This window comes from Methylobacterium sp. CCH5-D2 (assembly GCF_001556475.1).
Lineage (GTDB): Bacteria > Pseudomonadota > Alphaproteobacteria > Rhizobiales > Beijerinckiaceae > Methylobacterium > Methylobacterium hispanicum.
Genome location: NZ_LSIX01000579.1, coordinates 1 through 252 on the forward strand (window position 1 = coordinate 1; position 252 = coordinate 252).

Annotated in this window: 1 protein-coding gene; it reads right to left on the reverse strand. The window is 65.9% G+C overall.

What is annotated here, in order from left to right; all coding sequences use genetic code 11:
- Window positions 1–252 (reverse strand): FtsK/SpoIIIE domain-containing protein (locus AX737_RS14850; RefSeq protein ID WP_156453732.1); only part of this gene is annotated, 252 nt, incomplete at both ends.

The window sequence follows — 252 nt, forward strand, 5'->3', positions numbered from 1 at the left end:
TGCCGGCCACCATCATCAGGTCGGCCATCTCGTCCACCACGATCACGATGTAGGGGAGGGGGCTGAGGTCCATCGCCTCCTCCTCGAACACCGCCTCGCCGGTGTGGCGGTCGAAGCCCGTCTGCACCGTGCGGGTGATGGTCTCGCCGCGCTCGCGGGCCTCCTTCATCCGGGCGTTGTAGCCGTCGATGTTGCGGACCGCGATCTTGGACATCTTCTTGTAGCGCTCCTCCATCTCGCGCACGGCCCATT